Annotated in this window: 22 protein-coding genes and 1 other RNA gene; 7 read left to right on the forward strand and 16 right to left on the reverse strand. The window is 45.7% G+C overall.

What is annotated here, in order from left to right; all coding sequences use genetic code 11:
* Positions 1-28: 28 nt before the first annotated feature.
* Positions 29-577 (forward strand): thioredoxin family protein, encoded by a 549-nt coding sequence (locus tag DC345_RS08890; protein WP_113052768.1) that lies wholly within the window; start codon positions 29-31, stop codon positions 575-577.
* Between the two features lie 215 nt (positions 578-792).
* Here the strand turns inward: DC345_RS08890 and DC345_RS08895 are convergent, their stop codons facing one another.
* The 3 genes from DC345_RS08895 to DC345_RS08905 form a co-directional block, all read right to left on the reverse strand.
* Complete coding sequence (locus DC345_RS08895) at positions 793-1,287, reverse strand: DUF309 domain-containing protein (protein ID WP_113052769.1); 495 nt, start codon at positions 1,285-1,287, stop codon at positions 793-795.
* Positions 1,274-2,089, reverse strand: coding sequence for a GTP diphosphokinase (yjbM, locus tag DC345_RS08900; RefSeq protein WP_113052770.1), 816 nt, complete (start codon positions 2,087-2,089; stop codon positions 1,274-1,276). Before yjbM ends, DC345_RS08895 begins: the two co-directional genes overlap by 14 nt.
* A 135-nt stretch (positions 2,090-2,224) precedes the next feature.
* On the reverse strand, positions 2,225-3,322 hold the full coding sequence (locus DC345_RS08905; protein ID WP_113052771.1) for a quinone-dependent dihydroorotate dehydrogenase: 1,098 nt from the start codon (positions 3,320-3,322) through the stop codon (positions 2,225-2,227).
* Positions 3,323-3,577: 255 nt separating this feature from the next.
* On the opposite strand from DC345_RS08905, the gene DC345_RS31690 reads away from it, so the two are divergent.
* On the forward strand, positions 3,578-3,715 hold the full coding sequence (locus DC345_RS31690; RefSeq protein ID WP_162842436.1) for a hypothetical protein: 138 nt from the start codon (positions 3,578-3,580) through the stop codon (positions 3,713-3,715).
* Between the two features lie 86 nt (positions 3,716-3,801).
* Here DC345_RS31690 and DC345_RS08910 read toward each other — a convergent pair whose 3' ends face one another.
* The 3 genes from DC345_RS08910 to DC345_RS08920 form a co-directional block, all read right to left on the reverse strand.
* Positions 3,802-5,241: a L,D-transpeptidase family protein gene (locus DC345_RS08910; RefSeq protein WP_113052772.1), complete on the reverse strand. Its 1,440-nt coding sequence runs from the start codon at positions 5,239-5,241 to the stop codon at positions 3,802-3,804.
* 173 nt (positions 5,242-5,414) lie between these two features.
* On the reverse strand, positions 5,415-5,657 hold the full coding sequence (locus DC345_RS08915; protein WP_053783645.1) for a ferredoxin: 243 nt from the start codon (positions 5,655-5,657) through the stop codon (positions 5,415-5,417).
* A gap of 119 nt (positions 5,658-5,776) precedes the next feature.
* Complete coding sequence (locus tag DC345_RS08920; protein WP_113052773.1) at positions 5,777-7,081, reverse strand: DNA polymerase IV; 1,305 nt, start codon at positions 7,079-7,081, stop codon at positions 5,777-5,779.
* Positions 7,082-7,627: 546 nt separating this feature from the next.
* Between DC345_RS08920 and cimA the strand changes: the two genes are divergently transcribed.
* The gene (cimA, locus tag DC345_RS08925) at positions 7,628-9,247 is read left to right on the forward strand and encodes a citramalate synthase (protein ID WP_113052774.1); all 1,620 of its coding nucleotides are present in this window, start codon (positions 7,628-7,630) and stop codon (positions 9,245-9,247) included.
* Between the two features lie 93 nt (positions 9,248-9,340).
* On the opposite strand, the gene DC345_RS08930 is transcribed toward cimA, so the two are convergent.
* Positions 9,341-9,892: a TlpA family protein disulfide reductase gene (locus tag DC345_RS08930; protein ID WP_113052874.1), complete on the reverse strand. Its 552-nt coding sequence runs from the start codon at positions 9,890-9,892 to the stop codon at positions 9,341-9,343.
* Positions 9,893-10,076: 184 nt separating this feature from the next.
* Here DC345_RS08930 and DC345_RS08935 point away from each other — a divergent pair, with 184 nt between their 5' ends.
* Positions 10,077-10,565: a Mov34/MPN/PAD-1 family protein gene (locus DC345_RS08935; RefSeq protein ID WP_113052775.1), complete on the forward strand. Its 489-nt coding sequence runs from the start codon at positions 10,077-10,079 to the stop codon at positions 10,563-10,565.
* Here the strand turns inward: DC345_RS08935 and DC345_RS08940 are convergent.
* The 3 genes from DC345_RS08940 to DC345_RS08950 are packed head-to-tail and all read right to left on the reverse strand — an operon-like array spanning position 10,551 to position 13,813.
* Positions 10,551-11,288 (reverse strand): exonuclease domain-containing protein, encoded by a 738-nt coding sequence (locus tag DC345_RS08940; RefSeq protein WP_113052776.1) that lies wholly within the window; start codon positions 11,286-11,288, stop codon positions 10,551-10,553. The genes DC345_RS08935 and DC345_RS08940 overlap by 15 nt on opposite strands.
* On the reverse strand, positions 11,285-12,379 hold the full coding sequence (locus DC345_RS08945) for a DUF294 nucleotidyltransferase-like domain-containing protein (RefSeq protein WP_397333653.1): 1,095 nt from the start codon (positions 12,377-12,379) through the stop codon (positions 11,285-11,287). The genes DC345_RS08940 and DC345_RS08945 overlap by 4 nt, the downstream gene beginning before the upstream one ends.
* Before the next feature lie 33 nt (positions 12,380-12,412).
* The gene (locus tag DC345_RS08950) at positions 12,413-13,813 is read right to left on the reverse strand and encodes an ammonium transporter (RefSeq protein ID WP_076292032.1); all 1,401 of its coding nucleotides are present in this window, start codon (positions 13,811-13,813) and stop codon (positions 12,413-12,415) included.
* A gap of 354 nt (positions 13,814-14,167) precedes the next feature.
* Here DC345_RS08950 and DC345_RS08955 point away from each other — a divergent pair, with 354 nt between their 5' ends.
* Positions 14,168-14,596, forward strand: a complete 429-nt coding sequence (locus DC345_RS08955) for a MerR family transcriptional regulator (protein WP_076292098.1) — start codon at positions 14,168-14,170, stop codon at positions 14,594-14,596.
* Between the two features lie 29 nt (positions 14,597-14,625).
* The gene (locus tag DC345_RS08960) at positions 14,626-15,306 is read left to right on the forward strand and encodes a zinc metallopeptidase (RefSeq protein ID WP_113052777.1); all 681 of its coding nucleotides are present in this window, start codon (positions 14,626-14,628) and stop codon (positions 15,304-15,306) included.
* Between the two features lie 33 nt (positions 15,307-15,339).
* Here DC345_RS08960 and DC345_RS08965 read toward each other — a convergent pair whose 3' ends face one another.
* The gene (locus DC345_RS08965; RefSeq protein WP_024629242.1) at positions 15,340-16,251 is read right to left on the reverse strand and encodes a glutamate biosynthesis transcriptional regulator GltC; all 912 of its coding nucleotides are present in this window, start codon (positions 16,249-16,251) and stop codon (positions 15,340-15,342) included.
* 70 nt (positions 16,252-16,321) lie between these two features.
* A complete protein-coding gene (locus DC345_RS08970) occupies positions 16,322-16,948 on the reverse strand; it encodes a rhomboid family intramembrane serine protease (RefSeq protein ID WP_076292034.1) in 627 nt (208 codons plus the stop codon).
* Between the two features lie 148 nt (positions 16,949-17,096).
* Here DC345_RS08970 and tpx point away from each other — a divergent pair, with 148 nt between their 5' ends.
* Positions 17,097-17,615, forward strand: coding sequence for a thiol peroxidase (gene tpx / locus DC345_RS08975; protein WP_113052778.1), 519 nt, complete (start codon positions 17,097-17,099; stop codon positions 17,613-17,615).
* Between the two features lie 73 nt (positions 17,616-17,688).
* Here the strand turns inward: tpx and DC345_RS08980 are convergent, their stop codons facing one another.
* From DC345_RS08980 to cshA, 4 genes are all read right to left on the reverse strand, one after another.
* Positions 17,689-18,081, reverse strand: a complete 393-nt coding sequence (locus DC345_RS08980) for a DUF1499 domain-containing protein (RefSeq protein ID WP_024629239.1) — start codon at positions 18,079-18,081, stop codon at positions 17,689-17,691.
* A 185-nt stretch (positions 18,082-18,266) separates the two neighbouring features.
* A non-coding RNA gene (gene ssrS, locus DC345_RS08985) (6S RNA) lies at positions 18,267-18,458 on the reverse strand.
* Positions 18,459-18,509: 51 nt separating this feature from the next.
* Positions 18,510-19,346, reverse strand: a complete 837-nt coding sequence (locus DC345_RS08990) for a YesL family protein (RefSeq protein ID WP_113052779.1) — start codon at positions 19,344-19,346, stop codon at positions 18,510-18,512.
* 183 nt (positions 19,347-19,529) lie between these two features.
* Positions 19,530-21,113 carry a degradosome RNA helicase CshA gene (cshA, locus tag DC345_RS08995; RefSeq protein ID WP_090895601.1) on the reverse strand — a complete coding sequence of 528 codons (1,584 nt, stop codon included), beginning with the start codon at positions 21,111-21,113 and terminating at the stop codon, positions 19,530-19,532.
* Positions 21,114-21,319 lie beyond the last annotated feature (206 nt).

Raw genomic sequence — 21,319 nt, forward strand, 5'->3', positions numbered from 1 at the left:
TCCGATATGATCGATGGGGGATGTCTTAATGAAATCCAAGAAGAAAAAGAAAAGCGCTGCGATCCTTATTTTCCTGGGTATTTTCGTCGTTTTGATTGCAGCACTTGTCCTGGTGAACCAGCAATCCAAGAAACAAATGGACGCCGTGGGGAATGCTTATGGCATCGCCGCCTCCAAGCTTAATCCTGCAACACGCGAACTGCTGAACGATCCGAACTACCAACAAATTATTTTGCCTGACGATCTGAAAGCCAGAATTGATAACAAAGACAGCTTCTTTGTCTATTTCTTTGCCTCCGACTGCTCACACTGCCGTGCGACTACACCTCAGTTGATGCCACTGGTCGATGAGGAAGGCATTCAACTACCACAGTTCAATCTGCGTGAATTCGATTCCGGTTGGACTGATTATAACATTGAGTACACACCAACTCTGGTATATTATCAAGATGGTGTTGAGAAAGACCGCATGGTTGGCGGGCTTCAGGAAAATGGCAGTGACAACGGTTATACCCTGGATGACTACAAGCAATTTTTCGAGAAATATAAAGGCAGTGCTACTCCATCAGCAAGCTAATCGTATCTTCCCTTTGCGGATTTGATGGACCCGCATGGATTATATTGTCCATTGCATGGACAAGCTCCTGAGTTATTCCTAACTTTTAATGATGTCCTTTAATACCGAACACCCCGGCCCATTCCTCTAGAGGAACAGTCGGGGTGTTTTTTTATAAATCATATGTCTGACAGTATGTTAATAAATGAAGCGGATGATGACTTTCCTTTACAAGTTTACTCGCTCTGCAAACCCTGCTCCTGCTGCATTGCCTTCATCTTCTCTTCATAGATTCGTCCACGTGTAGGGCTTCGGCGTTGGGGAACATTAGGCTTCAGTTCAAGAGCACGTTCTCGAACCTCCTGTACAAGCACCTCATCCTGAATCTGAATATACAAGTCTCTGTAAGGAAAATTCTGCGGCTCAGGACCCGAAAGCCCATGAACCAGCTCCTGTACTTCATGCACCAACGGCCCAAGGGCAATGCCTCGCGAAGTTTCCGGATATGACTTTAACAGATCTACTGAACTCTGTAACATCATGCGTCCTCCGCGAAGGTTATCATTCCTGAAATGATACAATCCCACTGCAATCTGCAGCAATCCTTTGTACAGAGAATCCCGATCCCGTTCAAGCCACAGTTCTTCCAATACCTCATGGCATTCAAAGTAGTCCTGATCGCGGTTGAAGTAGATTAGATAGTCAACATACAGCGGCTCATAGCTGCTCATCCGGGTTTTCGCCCTTTCTAGCCGCATTCAGAAGTGCTTTCACATCATCCAGAAGGTCTTTTAACCCTTCCATATCATGACGCTCCCAGCAGTCATTGAAACGCTTTTGTGCATCTATCGCTTCGTTCACAAGGTGGTAGAAGTACAATTGATGTATGATGTTCAACGTTCTTGATACAATATTGGAGTCATCTTCAAAGGCCTTTTGCGCCTCCAGAATTTGCAGACGGATCGCCGACATCTCATTATCGAGTACAAAAGCGGCTTCCGCCGTCTTTTTCAATCGTGCGCGCATATCATCCGGCAGACTCTCCCGGAACTTGTAGCTTAGGGAGTGCTCGATCGTGGCCCAGAAGTTCATCGCCAGCGTCCGAATCTGAATCTCGGCCAGCACATTCTTCTGCCCAAGAGCCGTCTGAACAGGATACTCAATAATCATATGGAAACTGCGGTAGCCGCTCTCTTTGAAATTGGTGATATAATCTTTTTCAATTAATACCGTCAAATCCTTACGACCACGAATATACTCGGCTACCCGCCGAATATCATCCACAAACTGGCACATAATGCGGATACCTGCAATATCCTCAATGCCTGTTTCCACCTGATCAAGCGGCACATTCAGGCGTCTGGATTTCTCCAGAATGCTGGATATTTTTTTGACACGACCGGTAACGAATTCGATCGGGGCGTATTCTTCCCTTTTCTTAAGCTCCGCCCGCATCGTTTTAAACTTAACTTTCAATTCCTCTACCGCTTGTTCATAAGGAAGTAAAAATGTACCCCAGTCTCTACCGTCCATGCTTATGCCTCCTGTCTCTATAGCTTCCCCTGTTCTTATCCATTATACATGATGTTAAGCGGGGGGAAGAGTCCCGTGCGACATCGCCCTCTTCCACGCTTCTAATTTTCAATCCGGGGAACTCCGAAACATTGCTTAACGATGCTCCGCACCGACAGCTTCCGAAATATGACTATAACCGTCTTTGCGCAGCAATTCACGCAGTCCGGCATGAATGCGCCGGTTCACTTCAGGTCCTTCATAGATCAATGCCGTATATATTTCCACCAGGCTGGCACCTGCTTTAATCTTTTCGTAAGCATCTTCGCTTGTGAAAATGCCCCCCGATCCGATGATTGGCAGTTTGCCTTCGGTCTGGCGATAAATTTGGCGAATGATTTCCGTTGAACGGTCACGCAGCGGCTTGCCACTTAGTCCGCCTGTCTCTTTGGCATGCTGATGGGACAGACCTTCCCGGCTAATCGTGGTATTTGTTGCGATGATTCCGGCAACTCCACTATCTGCAATGGTGCTCACCATATATTCAAGCTCCTGGTCATTCACATCAGGTGCGATTTTGACCAAGACCGACTTAACGGAACCACCCGCTCTTTTGCGCTGTGTCTCCATCTCATCCATCACTGCAGCAAGCAATTCCTTCAATTCATTCCCATGTTGCAGATTACGCAAATCCGGTGTATTTGGTGAACTGATATTCACCACAAACAGGTCCGCATAATCGTATAGCGCCCGAATGCATTTCGCATAATCCAAATGCGCTTCTTCATTCGGTGTCGCCTTATTTTTACCTATATTTACGGCCACTGGAATACGGCGCTCTGTGAGGCGTGCCAATTCACCCGCCATCGCTTCGGCTCCAAGGTTATTGAAGCCCATCCGGTTCACCAATGCCTCATCGGGAGGCAGGCGGAATAACCTTGGCTGGTCGTTACCTGGCTGTGCAAGCGGTGTGACTGTGCCCACTTCCATGAAGCCAAACCCGATGGAAGAAAAGCCTGTTACAGCCTGTCCGTTTTTATCCAAACCAGCCGCAAGTCCTACAGGTGTAGGGAAATGACATCCAAACATATCCACAGCCAGATCCGATGTTTCACGCACGCCATACATGACACGCAAACCGGAAGGAACCGGGCGAATACTCCCCATTCCACTGAGGCCACCGATAATTAGATGATGGGCCTGCTCAGGGTCCATTTTGAACAACAAAGGTTTAGCAAGACTTCTGTATAACAAATCACTCACTCCGTTCTGGTCCGGTACGCTGAAAAAATGCTTTCCGTCTTTTTCATATGTAAAAAAACACTCTATACACAAGTCTATCCGTTTCTTCTTCAAAAGGAAAGTAGTTTGAGCATAGACAGAAGGAATCCTATTATGCAAAATGCTCACAAGAAATCCACCCGCCTACTGGAAATGGCGAGTTGAATTCTTTACAATGGGAGCATGGCTACATCTATATAGCCTTATTCCATGAAGGAGGAACAGCCCATGGCTCCCAAACGCAAACCACCTACTTTGCAGCAAAAGAAAGATGAAGTCAACCGGAAAGCCATTATCTGGACCGCAGCCAGCGTCGGTGGACTGATCATTATCATTGGTGCGCTTATTATTATCGCCAACCTGTAAATGATTCAATCGACTGTTTCTGCATCTACATACCAATCCAGCACGGATTTTACGTTCTCTTCGGTCTGAATCATTTGGTTTATCGTTTAATTCAACCAATGATACGTCTTATTCGGATTATTTTGCTTGGGAACAAGTGTGTACCGGTAGCGATCCTTCGCTTCTGGAACCATAGCTGGCTCTGGCAGCAGATCTTTCCCGATGCGTACCGGAGTTCCCTGAGGAGCAAGAGCAAATAGCTCTTCCACATCTTCAGTATTCATTCTCACACATCCAAGGGATTCATCCAGCCCGATACTGTTTGGCTCGTTGGTCCCATGGATGGCATAATTCGTGTCCGATAGCTGCATGCCCCTACTTCCAAATTCGCCATTGGAACGACCATTGGGATTTACAACTTTGTCTGAAATGACAAACGAACCCTCTGGAGTGCGATCTCCCCCAAGCCCCACCTCGTAATTTCGAATAATGGTGTCGCCACTAATCAGTGCAAGCTTGTGTCTGCTCTTGTCCACGATGATCTCAAGCCGATCCTGCAAAAAAGGCTTTCCGCCTAACGTATCCACAAATGCAGCGTTTTTGCCTTCCGGCAAATCTGAACCTTCATGTGTTCCCTTAGCTGTGTTTTTTCCTATTCCCATTTGCCCTTGTTGATGCATGGCTAGTAGTGCCGGAAACATCCCGGTCATGCCAGGTGCAGTTTCACCCAGAATATTATTTGGAAATGGCTGGGCAAGTTGCGCAACACTTTTCGGCCAGTTTCCGTTTCGTTTCTTATATGTAATCATTGCACTCGACAGAGCTGCCGCGGATTCCTGTTTGACTGTCCAGGCTTGTGCCAGGCGTTTGATCTCCGGTGATACTTCCGGTGGTTCACAGTTACACTGTTTGGCATCATAACTCTGTGCCGTTAATTTGCCACTGCTGTTCGTCTGAACGATATATTTCACCGCCATGTTTCGCTTCCATAATATCCAGTTATCTGCGACCTGCATTCCAAGCACAGCCGATGTCTGCACTTTCGCACCAGAACCCGACCATGCAGCTGCAAGTGCAGCCTCCCCCTGGTTGCCTCCACCGAATGCTCCAGCTGTAAACACATTGGAGTTCACAACAAGAGCCAAGTCTCCCTTCGGGCTATTCCCTGATTCGTTATCCATGGAATCGTCCGTCGATTCCAAAGCTGAAGCCAAAGCCTCGGCTGCATCACGATTGAAACCAGGAGCATCCGCAGGTGGTAATCCTGCCAGCACAAGCAGCATCAGCAGGGTGAGCCACATCTTGCGAACACGATGTTTTTTCTCCTTTTGCTCAGCCATCTCAACCAGCTTCTCCTGATAATCCACCCATATATCTGCCGGTGCCTTGCTTCGCTCGAAAGCCTCGTAGACTTCACCCGCCTGTTGAAAACAATAGTTCGCTTTGGCTTCCTGCCCTTCAGCCAAATATTCCTTACCGAGTAAATACCAGGCCATTTTATTATCGGGATGTTTCTTTACATATGTTCGTAGGTGAGTATTTTGCATCCGATCCTCCATCATTTCGCCTTTTTCCGTTTATAAATATATATCGGCAAATGATGACAAGAAATCCATAGGACTTGAGTACCCGGATCTTAACCTCAATATTCGACAAAAAAAGCACACCCCACTGTCCCAAAGACAGAAGAATGTGCTTTTGTATGTTCATATGAAAGGAATTAACCTTCTTTGTTGAAAGGTTCATCCGCAACTTTAATGGAGTCCGTAGGGCAGCCGTCACAAGCATCCTGCATGTCGTCGAACAAGTCATCCGGAATTGCTTTGATCCCTTGGTTGGCATCTCCATCGAAGATTACTTCTGCCAAACCTTCATCATCATAATCATAAATGTCTGGCGCCGTTGCTCCGCATGCTCCGCACGCAATACATGTATCTTTTTCTACCCAAGTAAATTTACTCATTACCAATCTCTCCTCCTATTATTCAAAAACGTACAGTATTTTTATCTAGAAACATATTAATACAAAGTAAGAGTTATTACAAATAATTTTAACAGCCTCAAGACTCCATTATGCCCTATTTAATCGAGACTTTGCAAATTATCTTTTTGCAGCGATGTTCCTCGGACTTTATGATTGCGCAGTAATACGGAAGGATCATCCCCCAGCATGCCAGCAGTAACGACAGCATTTTCGCCAAATTTGTCACGTAACTGATCCATGATGCGAATCAGATTTTCCTTCTTCGGCTTCTGCTCATATTCAAACAGATCAAGCTGTATCGCCGACTCCTCACGTGGAATTAGGGTTTGAAGGGTCACACCCAACATACGAACAGGCTTCCCGCCGCCCCAATGTTTTGCAAATAAAGCACAGGCCTCCCGGTATATGATCGAGGAATCTTCAGTAGGCACCTCCATCATCCGCGATCTCGTAATTGTCTTCATATCCGGTGTACGAATCGTAATCTGAATGCCTTGACTGAGCATTTCGTGTTTGCGCAATCGTCTTGCAACTTGGTCACTTATATTCAGTAACACCCGATGTACATCATCCATTTCAGATATATCCGCAGGTAATGTTGTCGTGTGTCCAATCGATTTGTTCGCTTCACGTTCAGCCTGAACTGCTGAATGATTAATGCCGTTTGCTGAATTTTTTAACCAGGAGCCATTAATTCCAAACACATCGGTTAACATCCGTTCGTCTGATTTGGCCAGCTGTCCTATGGTTTCAATACCCAGTTTCTTCAGCTTTTCCGCTGTCTTTTTTCCGATCCCAAACATCTCGTTACAAGGTCTATGCCACAATATTTGAGGTACATCCCTCATCCTCAAAATCGAAATGCCATTAGGTTTTTTCAAATCAGAAGCCATTTTGGCAAGCAGTTTGTTTGGGGCAATTCCGATTGAACAAGGCATTCCCAGCTCATCCCGGATTCTATTCTGAATACTTTCCGCAATTTCCAGCGGTGTACCGAACTGTCTGGACCCCGTAATATCGAGATAACACTCATCGATTGAGGTCGCTTCAAGCAGCGGTGTATAACTGTAAGCTATTTTCATGAATTCTTTCGAATACCGACGATATAAATGAAAATCCGGACGAATCACAATTAAGTCAGGACATTTCTTCAATGCTTGATGAACAACCATGCCTGTAGAAATACCTCTTCTTCGAGCTGTGTATGAACAAGTTACTATGACACCTTTGCGCACTTCACTACTGCCAGCAACGGCCGTCGCTTTTCCTCTATATAATTCCGGTTCCTCGGCTTCATGTACAGAGCAATAAAAAGCATTCATATCGACATGCAAAATCACTCGACCGGCGGTAGGATAATATCGATCTACATTTAGGTTGTTATGCGTCTGGTCTGAAGACATGATCCACCACCGCCCTTTCGTATACACAATTCCGTTAAATGTTATCTCTACTCTATTATATCAAAATCCCTTATGTAAAAATCATTTATGTCGCCTTATTTTCGGAGAGCCTTTACGATCGATCGAATGATACCCCACACGGCAACGACGATAATAGCGATTATAATGAGTGAAATAATTATATTCTCCCAAACAAAGCTCATTCTTTCCCCTCCATTTATAAAGACAAAATTTGAAGCCATGTTCGATCCTGGAATACTTGTATTTAGATGAAGCATAACATATTACAAGACTACGTTTACAGCTCACTTTACTCTACAATCCATCATTTGTTACACCAAATGGTGAATTCGATGTAGCATTTGGCGATAATGGTGCTATAATAATTAATTATACAAATTCACGATTTTAGGACAAATCTACACTTTGAATTTAATACAGTGTAGCGGTACAGAATCGAAGGATTCGTCACCAACATTCTAATATGTTCTTTAAACACACCATTAAACTTTCCAAAAAAGCGCTTCATCTTAAAGGAGGATCTTCATGTCAAAGGCCATCTCCATCTTCGATACGACTTTACGTGACGGCACACAAGGGGAGGGAGTCAGCTTATCGGCAGATGACAAGCTCAAAATTGCCAAGAAGCTCGATGACCTGGGTGCTCATTATATTGAAGGCGGAATTCCAGGCAGCAACACCAAGGACATTGAGTTTTTCAAAAGAGTTAAGGAACTGAATCTGAACGCGAAGGTTGTCGCTTTTGGCAGTACACGTCGTAAAGGCAGCATCGCCAGTGAAGATGCCAACTTGAAGCGCATGATCGAATCCGGTGCTCAGGCAGCGACTCTGGTAGGCAAGTCGTGGGATTTCCACGTGCACACTGCTTTGCAGACCACTTTGGAAGAAAACCTGTCCATGATCTACGACTCCATTGCTTATCTGAAACAAAACGGTATGGAAGTCATTTTTGATGCAGAGCATTTCTTCGATGGATTTAAGCACAATCCAGAATATGCACAGGCTGTATTGACCAAAGCCCATGAAGCTGGAGCAGACTGGCTTGTGATGTGTGACACCAACGGTGGAACGATGCCGCATGAGGTGTACGAGATCGTATCTACACTCGCTGGACGGCTTCCGCAAGCCCATCTGGGCATTCATACACATAATGACTGTGAACTTGCTGTAGCCAATACCTTAAGCGCAGTACAAGCTGGTGCCAGACAGGTTCAAGGTACAATGAACGGGTATGGAGAGCGATGTGGCAACGCCAATCTGGCTTCGATTATCCCTAACCTGCAACTGAAGCTTGGATATGAATGCGTTTCTGAGGATTCGATGAGACAGCTCACGAATGTTGCCCGTTATGTTAGTGAGATTGCCAACGTAAATATGCCAATCAACCAGCCTTATGTCGGAAATGCTGCTTTCGCTCACAAGGGCGGTATTCACGTCTCTGCCATCCTTCGTGATTCCCGGACCTACGAACACATCGTTCCTGAGTTGGTTGGTAATAAACAACGTGTGCTCGTCTCCGAACTGGCCGGACAAAGTAACATTGTGTCCAAAGCACAGGAACTGGGTCTTGAATTCGATCCAAGCAGTGCCAACTCACGTCAGATCATTGAGAAAATCAAAGATCTGGAACATCAGGGTTATCAGTTCGAAGGCGCCGATGCCTCTCTTGAATTGTTGATCCGAGAAGCCAACGGTGACATGAAAGAATTGTTTACCTTTGAATCGTTCAAGATGCTTGTTGAAAAAGCGGCTGGAAAGTCTGTTGTTTCGGAAGCCTTTGTTAAACTTAACGTAGGCGGAACAAGTGCGTATACCGCAGCTGAAGGCAATGGTCCGGTCAACGCACTGGATAACGCACTTCGGAAAGCACTTGTGCAATACTTCCCTTCCCTTGCCAACATGCATCTGTCCGACTATAAAGTACGTGTTCTGGATGAAAAAGATGCTACTGCCGCGAAAGTTCGTGTATTAATTGAATCCAAAAACACAGAAAACACATGGAATACGGTCGGTGTATCCGAGAACGTGATTGAAGCGAGCTGGGAAGCTCTCGTACACAGTTTCCGTTATGCCCTTCTTCAGGAAAAATTGCAGGACGAGCCTGATGTAGTCAATATTCCAGCTCACGGTCTAAGCAACCATTAATGCATATTTCCCGGAAAATAAAAAAGCGCCTGACTCCAAAAAACATTGGAAGACAGGCGCTTTTGCTTCTGACTTGGCTAGCTTCTTGCTTGGTTAATCCACAATTAACTCCTTGATTTTTCGCTCCAACTCTTTCTCTGGCAAAATCCCCAAGATAATTTCCTGAACGACTCCTCGGGAATCAATCAGTACATTCGTCGGAAAAGCTAAACCGTTATATTTGGCATATGCTGTTCCGTCTTCATCAAGCAGAATAGGGAACATCAGTTTGTATTCATCTACAAAAGCTTTGGCATCCTTGATTTTATCGTACGTGGTTACATTCACACCATAGAGGTCCAGTTTATCCTTGTATTTTGCTGCCAATGTATTGAGCGCTGGAGCTTCCTGCTTGCACGGTTCACACCAGGATGCCCAGAAACTGACGAAGATGGCCTTTTCCTTGGCTCCGCCTACAGAGTAGGTTTTTCCATCCATAGCTCGCAAAGAGAACGCTGGTGCCAGTAAACCCGCTTTCGGGCCCGTCTCCGTGGGCATCGGCTCCTCTTGCTTAAACACGGCTGCGATTCCGTTGTCTGCATTTTGAGCCAAAGCAATGCCCACCAGCAATACAACACCCAGCAGTATGTATATATTTCGTTTCATGACCAGCCACCCTTTTGTATATTCAAACATATTGAGATTTACGTCCTTCTAACATGTGAGATATTTCAAGCTCTCTCTCATATTGTACCCTTTTCCTTTAAAATTTTACAATCCGGGTCACACAAAATAAAATAAAAAAGGACTCCTGCCGAAGCAAGAGCCAAAGAGAGAGGGGTGAATACAAATGGCAGCACTTCACGGGCAGCAAAACACCTTCTACATCCCTTCCTCCGTAGAGCAGGAGATGTCTAAGTACATGTTCGCTTCGCTGCCATTGGAAGCCTGCGGGGTTGTGCTGGGTGAAGCCGCAGCGGGCGGCATACGAATCAGTCGGTTTCAGCCCATTCGTAACGTAGCGCCTGACCCGCTGCACCATTTCGCATTGGAAGATGCAGAATGGATCCGATGTGTGTTCAATGAGCCGCAACTTATCGGGCTCTTTCACTCCCACCCTAGATCCACTCCCGTACCTTCCAATGAGGATCTGCGAAACCTACCGATTTTCGCTGGACTACTCCAGGTCTATTTTATAGGCTCACCAGATTTTACAGCTGACACACAATCAAAGATGCTTCTAAATGGTTTTCAAATTCATTCAAATGTTGCTTCAAGCGTTAGAATGAGCCATGTCCAACCATACAGCTTACAGCTCGCCCGGCTATGCGTGACTTAACTGAGTGTATAGATCACCCAATGTTTCTACATTTTTGCGAGACATATCCTCCAGATAACAGGACCATAGCTGCGCAGTCATTTTAGCGTCCTCCAAAGCGTGGTGGCGCCCATAGATGGGAATGCCTTTGGATTCCAGCAATTCATCCAGTCCATAACCAGGTCTACTCGGCTCAAGCCAACGTGCCAGCATCATCGTATCAATGAGCCGGTGCGTTAACCTTACTTTGGATGTCCGCCACAATGCCGCATTCAGAAAAGCCCGATCATGCGCGCTTGCATGGGCAACCAGTACACTTCCGCCAACAAAAGACATGAAGTCATGCAAGCCTTCCAGGAGTGACGGAGCCTCTATGGTCATTTCCTGTGTAATTCCCGTCAGTTCGGTAATGTGTTCCGGAACGGACACTTTGGACTGAACCAACGTGTAGAACTGCTCATTCTCCAGCATCACACCCCCATTAATACGCACCGCCCCAAAGGAAAGGATCTCATCCCCATGCTGGGGAGAGAAGCCCGTCGTTTCCAGATCGAATACAACTGCATTCAATTCGTTCAAGGGCGTGTGCAACACCTCGGGTCTGCGCTGTTCTCTCATCATCGAACGGATAAACGCCATATGTTGCGCCGTAGGGGCTCCCATTATGGAAGCGATGGCGGAAGGAACCCCTCCCTGGCGCAGCGAATTCCAGAATCCAGTATTGCCCCTTGCCGGCTCTCTCATGGACGTCTCCTTTCTGCAAAACGAAGTTGTCTTTGCAGCGCACGATGTACTCGCCGCACCAACCCTAACGTATCCCGGAGTTCATAAAGCATTTGTTTTTCCTTCAACTGTTTCTCATTCAGGTAACCACCGCTATGCTGCAACCCTTGTTTGACCACAATGGGTGTACTGCGTCGCAGCTTCAAAGCCGTCATAAATGCACGCTGAGCTGCGTCCAGCAGAGTAAGTGGAACTGCTTCGAGTGCGACCAACCTCTGAATCCGCTTGAGTGTGGACGTTTCTTTGATACCATGCTGCAAAGCCAGAAAACGCGCACTGTTCACTAGCGGAATATATAAGCCATATTTCACATCAAATCCACCCGCATGTTCACCAAATCGTTCGGTCACTACCCTTCCGAGGATGTTCAGTGTCGCCTTGTGTTTAACGGTATTGCGCAGCACGGCATCGGAAAGCTCAGGAACCGATCTGAACCCTTCGTAAAATGCATAAATCCATTCCTCCGCAAGCTCAGGCTCACCCGCAACAAAACGCATGTCAGAAGCAATAATTAGATTGCGAACCGGCTCCCAGGACAGGTCCGATCCCCATGCTTTCAGTTGTTCCTTCCATGATTCCAGTGTTTTTCTCCATAAAGGCTCTGAACACATCACTTTACCTTCACATTTGGCGTAACCAAGTGCCTCCAACATGTCAGTCATTCGAAGTCCGAGTTCGGCAAAATATGCCTCTTTTCCCTCATGTGGGATATCACTGATAATCATGCCATTATCCTGATCACTCCATAACGTCGCTTCTTGCCTGCCGGAACTGCCAAAAACGATAAAGGCATAGGGGACGGGAGGACGGCCTAAGCCTTCCTCTACCATCCCCTGGATGCATAACTCCACTGCCCGCCGAGCAATCCGGTCATGCAGTTCATTTACCGTCTGGTACCATTCAATCGGCGACAAGGAAGCGGACAACAGTTCCTGGAGCTCATTCTGCAATATCACACGCGCCTGGCGCAGTTCTTGAGAAGATGCCGCACCATCTATTCCCTGATAGGACCAGGATTGATTTATATACGGGATGGGTTCCATCATGTCCAGCCTCCTTGAAGCATGATTCAGCAATCATTCCTCTTAGGAGCTGAACGTACCGCCATTGGATTTAGTTTCTACATTCTTCATTTGTTCAGGGTACCCGTAAGTACCATGCTCACTTAAATCCAGACCCATCGTTTCTTCTTCTTCCGTTACCCGGATTCCCATGACAGCTTTCATACCACCAAGAATAATGAAGGACATAATCAGTACGAAGGCAAATGCGCCTGCCAGACCCAAAAGCTGAACGCCCAGTTGGTGGAAACCACCACCGTAGAATAGACCCGCTTGACCTACGCCTGCATTCTCAGCGAGTTCCGGTGTTGCGAACAAACCTGTGGAGATCGCTCCCCACATACCGGCAATACCGTGTACAGAGAAAGCATAGATTGGATCATCAATTCCTTTACGTTCAAAGAATTGAGCAGTAAAGAATGTGATAATACCTGCCAGAGCACCAATAACCAGCGCTGCCCATGGTTCTACGAAAGCACAAGCACCTGTGATGGCAACGAGTGCCGCAAGCACGCCGTTCAGCATACTAGGAATATCGGATTTACCCAATACAGCCCATGAGATCAACAGTGCCGCAACACCACCAGCAGCCGCAGCTACGTTTGTAGTCAATGCAACATAACCGAAGAATCCATCACCCATGGCAGATAATGTACTACCTGGGTTGAAACCGAACCATCCAATCCAAAGGATAATTACACCGAGTACGGAGTAAACTTGGTTATGACCTGGAATGATGTTAGGTTTACCATCTTTGTTATATTTTCCGATACGCGGCTTCAACAAGATGGTAGCTACCAGTGCAGCAGTTGCACCCGTCAAGTGGACAACCGTTGAACCTGCAAAGTCTTGCATACCAAGCTCAGCCAACCAGCCGCCGCCCCATACCCAGTGAGCAACAACCGGATACATGATAATGGTATACAGCGTACCGAAAACGATATATACACTCATCTTTGCACGTTCAGCCATACCACCACAGGCAATGGCCAGGGATACTGCTGCAAAGGCAAGGTGGAATACAAACTTAATTGTTAGCGGAACATCAGAGAAGGCCAATGATTCGAACGAAGCCGCCATTCCGTCCCCACTCAGGAAAAATCCAGTTGTTCCGAAGAAACTGTTACCATTACCGAAACCAAGACCGAAGCCAAGAGCCCAGAAGGCAATAACCGATATTCCCAATGTCAGGATTGTTTTACCCGCAATATGTCCTGCGTTTTTCATTCGAGTCGAACCTGCTTCAAGTAAAGCAAATCCCCCTTGCATCAGGAAAACCAGCACAACAGCCAGAAACGTAAAGGCTGAGTTCAGACCGCTTTGAAGTTCGATGTTAGTCGGCCCCTCCGCAGCTGCAAATGCGCTGACCGGAAAAGCCAATAAAGTAAGCATTATTAACACCGAAACCAACCATTTCTTTCTCATATACCCCACTCCCTCTTATGTTAAGTTTCTTCACATATCGTGAAACTCTTAATGCCATTATAAGCAGAAGACAGGAAAGTTGACAAGAGTATTTTCAGCAAAAATGAAAAATATTTCTGGGAATAAAGTCTTACGTCTTTTTCTTGCACTTAAGTACATATTCATGTCCTATGAGCACATAGATATAGAAACGCAACCTGACAGCCGTCAAAGCGTAACGTTTGACTGTATGGTTAAAGATCATGTATCATAACTAATAGTAAGAAAAAAATTGGGCGGGTTATGCAAAGCCGCAACTGGAATCTACAATTCCCTACATTTGAACTTGCAAGCGAGGTGAATATCATTGGGGATATGAAATTGTTTCGGATTGGCGAACTTGCCAAAACTGCAGGTGTGAGCGAACGGACGATTGATTATTACACAAAGCTCGGTCTCATCGCTCCTGAAGAGCGCACAGAAAAAAACTATCGTCTTTATAGTAATGAAACTTTAACCAGGCTCGAACGTATTGTACACATGAAACAAGAGAAGTATAGTCTCGACGAGATTAAGCAATCTCTTGAGAAGTGGAGTATGGTGAGCACGGAAGAACAGGTTGCCAGCAAACTGACAACATTGGAGCTCCATGTGCAACAGCTTGAGCGAGAGGTAAATGAGCTTAAACCGCTGCTAGGCGAGATGAAACCTGTACAAGCACGTAAGATGATGGCCGGACTGCTCGCCAAAAGTGCTGGTACGATGGAAGCCTTGAAGATCTTGCTTGAGAACACCATGATGTAGCTTATTATTTTGAAAGCGGAGGAATGAATATGAGTTTTAATAACGGTATGTTCGTTTTGATCATTATCGCCTTTGTGCTATCCTTGTGGGCGCAATTTCGCGTTAAGAGTACCTTCAACCGTTGGTCAGATGTTAAAAACCTAAATGGAATGACCGGGTATGATGCTGCCCGTCACATGCTGGACTCTAATGGCCTACACGACGTTCCTATTGAGCCCGTGCGTGGAGCACTCTCCGATCACTACGATCCAATCAATCGTGTCGTGAGGTTGTCTGAGCCTGTATATTATGAAAATTCAATCTCGGCTGTCTCTGTTGCATGTCACGAAGTTGGCCATGCAATCCAGCATAAGGAAAGTTATCCGATGTTGGCACTACGTCACCGGATTTTCCCAATCGTCAATTTCGCATCCGGACTTGCACCCTTCTTGCTCATTGCCGGAATCATCTTTAATGCAATGAACTTAGTCGGCATTGGTATTATTTTCTTCTCCGTAACTGTTGCATTCCAGCTCATTACGTTGCCGGTTGAGTTTAATGCAAGCAACCGCGCAAGAGAGATTATGGTATCGGAAGGTTATATCCGTAATGAAGAAGAAAGAGGCGTTGCCAAAGTACTCAACGCCGCAGCATTGACCTATGTAGCAGCAGCACTTATCTCCTTGCTGGAACTGATTCGTTACATCGGAATTTTTAATAGCCGGGACTAATTGAATACACAAACAAAAAACAATACCCCACCGTTAATCGGATGGGGTATTGTTTTGCTGTAAACCAAAATAATTAAGCAAAAATGAACGAAATGACTGCGCAACAAGCGGAAGCTTGTCATCTGCACGATGGATCAACCCGATTGTACGCGTCACTTTTGGATGAGAAATGGCTACATGCGCCGGTTGCAGCGGATTCGTCTGGAAAAGTGCCATTTCCGGCAACAAACTCACACCCATGCCAGCGGCAACCAGTCCACGAATGGTATCAGTCTCTTCACCCTCAAAAGCAATCTTGGGCGTAAACCCGGCTTCAAGGCACGCGTGCCAAACAATCGGACGCAAAGAATAGCCTTTACTGAATAATACAAACTTATCATCTTTAAGCTGTTCTAACGCAATACTCTCTTCACCGGCCAATGGATGATTAGGCGGAAGGATTGCATGCAGTTCTTCCGTAAGCACAATGTCTCCATCCACCTGGTCGTGTTTCTCCGGAAATGGAGATATGAACGCCAAGTCCACTTCAGCCGATAACACATCACGAATGAGCGTCGGGAACATGCCCTGCTTGAATCTGAATTTAACGTTAGGATAACGCTGACGGAACGCTGCTACAACCGAAGGAATCAAGTGAATACCGAGACTATGAGGAAAACCGATACGAATTTCACCATGCTCCGGGTCGAGAAACTCATGAACCTCCCCGACCGCTTTGTCCAGATCTTTTAATATGCCTTCAACCCGTTTGCAAAAGAGCTGCCCAACTGCGGTCAACTGCAGATTTCGCCCTTTTTGCATAAAGAGGTCCACTCCCAGTTCTTCCTCCAGCTGATGAATCTGACGACTCACTGCAGACTGCGCTACGTGCAATTCCTCCGCCGCCTGCGTAACATGCTCCTTCTGTGCCACTTTCAAAAAGTAATGCAACTGTCTTAATTCCACTGCCCCTGATCTCTCCAATCTGCTATACCCTACTTATCCTTGATTGCATTCCGTCTTCAGATCAAACCGACTACTGCTTAAAGCTACGAGGTTTCCACAAGCGGATGAGAAGTCCATAAATGAAAAATCCACCTAACAACCCACCCAAATGCGCCATCCAGTTAATGCCTGTCATCGCAAAGGAAAAAATAATTCCGAATACAAGCAGTGTATACAACGTTTTACGTGAAGTTTCGTCCATCATTGTCCGCTGGAACAAAGCCACATACAGAAACGCACCATAGATTGCATAGATTGCTCCTGAAGCACCCACTGAAATTGTCGTTGCTCCAACCGAGTTATACCACGCAACAGCCAGAATGTTGCCCAAGATGCCTCCCCCCAAGTACAACACACCATATCTTACCGAACCAAGTAACCGTTCCATTGGTGGTGCAAATACAATGAGAGCAAAGCTGTTAAACAACAAATGGCTGAAACCAGCATGCAGGAACATCGAGGTAATGTAACGCCACCATTCTGCTGCAAATAATTCATGGTTAACAAGAGCTCCAAACTTAAGCAGCGTCATACTGTTAGTGGAACCGCCGTTCAAACTCAACACAATAAACATAACAACATTGGCAATTAAAAGAATCGACGTCAAAGGGAAAAATTTTAAATAACTTTTCCAGTTCTCATACCTTATAAATATCATACGTTTCTGCTTTCACTCCACCCTGTTCAGATCGGCCTTTAAGTCTGACCCATTCTAATAATCCTTCGTCCGAATTGGACAATGCCTTTCATAAAAGATTATAATGGATTTTGGCACGGATCACCAACTTATAAGGAGGAACATTATTATGGCACAAGAACGTACAGGCGCAGCCACCTTTAAAGGCAACCCTATTACATTGATCGGACCCGAGTTGAAAGTGGGCGATCAAGCACCCGATTTTACACTAAGTAAAAACCTGGTTGAAGATGCATCCCTGAAAGACTTCGCAGGTAAAATCAAATTAATCAGCGTTGTTCCTTCACTGGATACTGGCGTATGCGATGCTCAAACCCGTCGTTTCAATGTTGAAGCAGGAGATCTTGGAGACAATGTTGTCGTATTGACAGTAAGCGTTGACCTTCCATTTGCACAAGCACGCTGGTGCGGAGCAGCCGGAGTTGACCGCGTCGTAACACTGTCCGATTACAAAACTCGTTCATTCGGTGAAGACTACGGTGTTCTGATCAAAGAATTCCAATTGGACATGCGCTCCATCTTCGTGGTGGATGCTGAAGACCGAATTACATATGTGGAATATCTGCCTGAAATGACAGACTCCCCTAACTTCGAGCAAGCGATTTCCGCTGTAAAAGCCTTGCTGTAAAAGGTAGTTCACGTTCAGAACAAAAGCGAGGAAGGTTAACCTTCTCTCGCTTTTTGTTATTCACCCATCTATTTCAATCATTTGACTTATACTTACTCAGCTTCTTATCCAATACGGAGAACAAGTTCATGATCGTGCGATAATTAGAACCCAGATCTCCCAGTGAACCACGTGAAGCCGAATACATATCGACCGCACTGCGTACAGGACTTACCGATATAATGGAAACCGTAATATCCATCGTCCGTCCAAAGGTAGTCCGCTTCTCCAGTATGACCTCTCCCACAGAAGGCACTTCATGCAGTACTTTATAACCCGGAATCTTTTTGAGTGTCGAAGAAACCTCTTCCCAGGCTCTGTCTTTGGATAAGTTATAATACCGTGTTTTTAATTTGGGATCCTTGGCTCGATCGCTGGTTCCCTCCATGCTGCGGATGATACCGACGAGCGTTCTCTTTAAGGTCAAGACCCTTCCTCCTTTGAATGTAACCGTTCCATTTATGTATACTAGTGTAACATTGTTCATGTAGTAACAAAAGGGCAAGCGACACTTTTAACAAAATACAGCCAAATCAACAAAATAAGCTCAAATAAAAAGCACCCTGAAATTCCTGGATTAGAGGAAGAGTCAGGGTGCTGTACATGATAAAATAGGAACCCGCCTATGCCGTCCGGATACATTGTCTTATGAACCTGCTTAGCAGGTGGGTGGCCGCAAAAATGTTTTTTGAAGTCCCCATGTCATATAGACAGGGCGTTTCAGCAACATTCTGTATTGATCTCCCGAAGACATCATCATTGGTTCAAAACAACGAATAACCGAAACGTACATCGCAGGATGTACAATTATTATATCCCTAACTGTGTAAAAAGTAAATGGTGACAGCTCATGTTTTATTTTTGGATATTATCTTGTTTTTCGTCAGATGGCTTAATTTCAGATGGTTCAGCCGTCTCTATTGTCTCAACAGACTCCCCTGCCTGTTCAGCGGCTTTTGCAGCTTCCTCTTCTTCTTTCTTCAGCTGCATCTTCTCCATCTGCTCCTGCATCTTATTAAACGTAGCGTAGAAGTTGAAGAAAGCAAACCAGGCAACAATGCTAATAATGAAGAAGATGAACAAGACCGGATAACGAAAACCGATATAGAACAACAATCCGCTTCCCAGCAACGTGGAAAATACACGGAATGGTCTAATCAGCGTCAATAGAACCGCATTTTTGATAATCATTCCGATCGACATGTGATAGTGCACAACCATCGAGAAGAAGTTAAAGAGAGAAACAAACAGCAGCAGCAACAGTACGAGCATAATAATTCCGACCAGCTGCATATTCTTGAATTGTGTCATGTATACTGTGTAATCCAGATACATGATGGCAAACAGCAACGTATAGAAGATGCCTCCAATTAAACTCTGTTTGTAGTTCTCTTTGTAACCTACAAAGAAAGTACGGAAGATCGGCACGTCCGTATCACCCATATTCCATTTACGAACAACCGTAAACAGCGCCGACGTCGCCGGGAATAGTGTAAGCGGTGCCACAATGGCTATAGCCCAGTTCATTTGTAGTGATTCGTTAGCCAGGTTCTGCTGCATCACGAGCAGTTTCATAAACAAGAAAAACAAGAACGGAGACGAACAAATAGCCCACAACAGATTGGTTGCGGCCAGTCTCGTAATCCACTCTGTAAGTCGGTAGATCCCACCCATAGCTCCTTTAAATTCCAAACAATTCTCCTCCTCCGCAGCCTTGCGTCTAGCCTTAATTCTAATAATATTAATATACCTTATTATAGATAGGAAAAGCCAGCCCTTCCCGAAAAGAGATCACCAGCATACTGGTTTGGCATAATCTGCACATAAAAAAATGGAGCAGTCGCCCTGCTCCATTTTCCAGTTCACACTTGTATATTATTCGAAAGAAGAATCTTTGGCAGGACGACGTCCTTCATTGTTGCTTGGACGCGGTTTGCGGTCACGGTTGTAACCACCTTCTCTGCTTCCACTTCCACTACCACTGCTGTTACGATCGCGGTTGTATCCACCACGTCCACCGCCACTGCTGTTGCGATCACGGTTGTAACCACCGCCACCACCACTGCTGCGGTTGCCGCTGTAACCAGATGGTTTGCGTCCGCCAGAGCGAACATCCGGTTTACGACGTTTCGCACGAATCGGATCTTCAGGAGTCAGATCAACTTGAGCATCTTTTTTGTCACCTGTCAGGAGCTTCAGAGCAGCCGACAACAGTTGAACAGAATCATATTGCTCAAGCATTTGAATCGCGATACCTTTGTATTCGTTCAGTTCGCCAGATTGTACGATTTCGAGCAAACGCTCAGCTGTCAAACGTTGTTTTCCTTCTACAGCCTCAGCCATTGTTGGCAGTGGTTTGCGAGGAATACGGTGACGTGTTACACGCTCGATGAAGTGCAGGTGGTCGATCTCACGCGGAGTAACGAAGGACCATGCAGCACCCTCTTTACCCGCACGACCTGTACGGCCGATACGGTGAACATAGCTCTCCGGATCTTGCGGAAGGTCAAAGTTCACAACGTGAGTTACGCCGGATACGTCGAGTCCACGTGCAGCTACGTCAGTTGCAACGAGTACATCAATGCTGCCGTCACGGAACTTACGCATTACTGTATCACGTTGGTTTTGCGACAAGTCACCATGAAGACCGTCAGCAGAGTATCCACGTTTTTGCAAAGCTTCAGCCAATTCGTCAACACGACGTTTAGTACGTCCGAATACGATCGCCAATTCAGGAGATTCCATATCCAACAAACGGCTGAGTGCTTCGAATTTTTGACGCTCAGGCACTTCGATGTAAGCTTGGTCAATCAAAGGCGCGCTTACTTGTTTAGGGATCACGGAAACGTGCTCAGGGTTGTTCAAGAATTGTTGAGCCAATTTTTGAATGTTAGGAGGCATTGTTGCTGAGAACAGCATCGTTTGACGCTCGTCTGGAACTTGTTTCAGGATGGATTGAATATCCTCCATGAAACCCATGTCGAGCATTTCATCTGCTTCATCCAATACAACAGTTTGTACATCATCGAGTTTGATTGTTTTGCGGTTGATATGGTCCAAGAGACGTCCTGGTGTACCAATGATGATCTGTGGTTTTCTTTTCAGTGCACGGATTTGACGAACGATATCTTGTCCTCCGTAAATTGGCAGGGAGCGCAAACCTTTGAAGCGGGTGAGTTTTTCGATTTCTTCGGCAACTTGGATCGCGAGTTCACGTGTAGGTGCCATAATGAGGGCGCGGATTTTTTCATCACTTTTGGAGATTTTGCTGATCAATGGAATACCAAATGCAGCGGTTTTACCAGTACCCGTTTGAGCTTGACCGATCAAGTCTCTTCCTTCAAGAGCAAGAGGGATTGATTTGGATTGAATCGGAGTTGCCTCTTCAAAACCAAGTTCGGTGATCGCTTGCAGCACCAGTGGTTCAAGATTGAAATCTGTGAAATTTAAATTTGTCAAAATTATTCATACTCCTTCTATATGGTGGACATGGTGGACAATCCACTTTGTTGTCTGTATTCTTAAGTAGCGTTAATATTTATAGGTTATCCCATCAAGTCGAATTATTTTCACAAACGAACATAATTCGTGAATGGGTCCCCAACATAAGACTAAAACTACATACATGCGTTTGAAACATTTCAAATTTTATCGTTCCATTTGGA

Source organism: Paenibacillus taichungensis, from assembly GCF_003287275.1.
In the GTDB taxonomy this organism is placed as follows: Bacteria; Bacillota; Bacilli; order Paenibacillales; family Paenibacillaceae; genus Paenibacillus; species Paenibacillus taichungensis_A.

Excerpts from the sequence above, each read along its gene's own strand:
- DC345_RS08915 (WP_053783645.1), bottom strand. The coding sequence starts at position 5,657 with ATGAGTAAATTTACTTGGGTAGAAAAAGATACATGTATTGCGTGCGGA.
- DC345_RS08950 (WP_076292032.1), bottom strand. The coding sequence starts at position 13,813 with ATGAGAAAGAAATGGTTGGTTTCGGTGTTAATAATGCTTACTTTATTG.
- DC345_RS31690 (WP_162842436.1), top strand. The coding sequence starts at position 3,578 with ATGGCTCCCAAACGCAAACCACCTACTTTGCAGCAAAAGAAAGATGAA.
- cimA (WP_113052774.1), top strand. The coding sequence starts at position 7,628 with ATGTCAAAGGCCATCTCCATCTTCGATACGACTTTACGTGACGGCACA.
- DC345_RS08940 (WP_113052776.1), bottom strand. The coding sequence starts at position 11,288 with ATGAGAGAGCCGGCAAGGGGCAATACTGGATTCTGGAATTCGCTGCGC.
- DC345_RS08890 (WP_113052768.1), top strand. The coding sequence starts at position 29 with ATGAAATCCAAGAAGAAAAAGAAAAGCGCTGCGATCCTTATTTTCCTG.
- DC345_RS08960 (WP_113052777.1), top strand. The coding sequence starts at position 14,626 with ATGAGTTTTAATAACGGTATGTTCGTTTTGATCATTATCGCCTTTGTG.
- tpx (WP_113052778.1), top strand. The coding sequence starts at position 17,097 with ATGGCACAAGAACGTACAGGCGCAGCCACCTTTAAAGGCAACCCTATT.
- DC345_RS08895 (WP_113052769.1), bottom strand. The coding sequence starts at position 1,287 with ATGAGCAGCTATGAGCCGCTGTATGTTGACTATCTAATCTACTTCAAC.
- DC345_RS08970 (WP_076292034.1), bottom strand. The coding sequence starts at position 16,948 with ATGATATTTATAAGGTATGAGAACTGGAAAAGTTATTTAAAATTTTTC.
- DC345_RS08930 (WP_113052874.1), bottom strand. The coding sequence starts at position 9,892 with ATGAAACGAAATATATACATACTGCTGGGTGTTGTATTGCTGGTGGGC.
- DC345_RS08955 (WP_076292098.1), top strand. The coding sequence starts at position 14,168 with ATGAAATTGTTTCGGATTGGCGAACTTGCCAAAACTGCAGGTGTGAGC.
- yjbM (WP_113052770.1), bottom strand. The coding sequence starts at position 2,089 with ATGGACGGTAGAGACTGGGGTACATTTTTACTTCCTTATGAACAAGCG.
- DC345_RS08910 (WP_113052772.1), bottom strand. The coding sequence starts at position 5,241 with ATGCAAAATACTCACCTACGAACATATGTAAAGAAACATCCCGATAAT.
- DC345_RS08920 (WP_113052773.1), bottom strand. The coding sequence starts at position 7,081 with ATGTCTTCAGACCAGACGCATAACAACCTAAATGTAGATCGATATTAT.
- DC345_RS08935 (WP_113052775.1), top strand. The coding sequence starts at position 10,077 with ATGGCAGCACTTCACGGGCAGCAAAACACCTTCTACATCCCTTCCTCC.